A 333-nucleotide genomic window follows, 5' to 3' on the forward strand; every position below is an offset into this window, starting at 1 on the left:
CCGGATGCAGTACGTATTCCGCCTCTGCGGGCACTTGGCCGTCATCCGAATGTGCAGACTGAGCAAGCCTTTCTCGATGGCTGGTATGAGGTGCAGGATTTAGGTTCGCAACTGGCTGCCAAGCTGGTTGGTGCGCAGCTTGGTCTTCAGGTGATGGATTATTGCGCCGGTGCCGGTGGTAAAACGCTGGCTCTGGCTGCCGCCATGCAGAATAAAGGCCAGATCCATGCCTATGATGCCGAGCGCTCACGCCTTAATCCGATTCATGATCGTCTGAGCCGTGCGGGGGTGCGTAATACACTGGTACATAACCGGCCGGAAAATCTGGAACCT

1 protein-coding gene is annotated in these 333 nt (G+C 56.5%); it reads left to right on the plus strand.

What is annotated here, in order from left to right; genetic code table 11:
• Nucleotides 1-333, plus strand: a 333-nt coding sequence (locus HBA93_RS19830) for a class I SAM-dependent methyltransferase (protein WP_221724429.1), incomplete at both ends; no start/stop codon positions are given.

The sequence above is a fragment of the Ochrobactrum sp. SFR4 genome, from assembly GCF_019730395.1.
Taxonomy (GTDB): Bacteria; Pseudomonadota; Alphaproteobacteria; order Rhizobiales; family Rhizobiaceae; genus Pseudochrobactrum.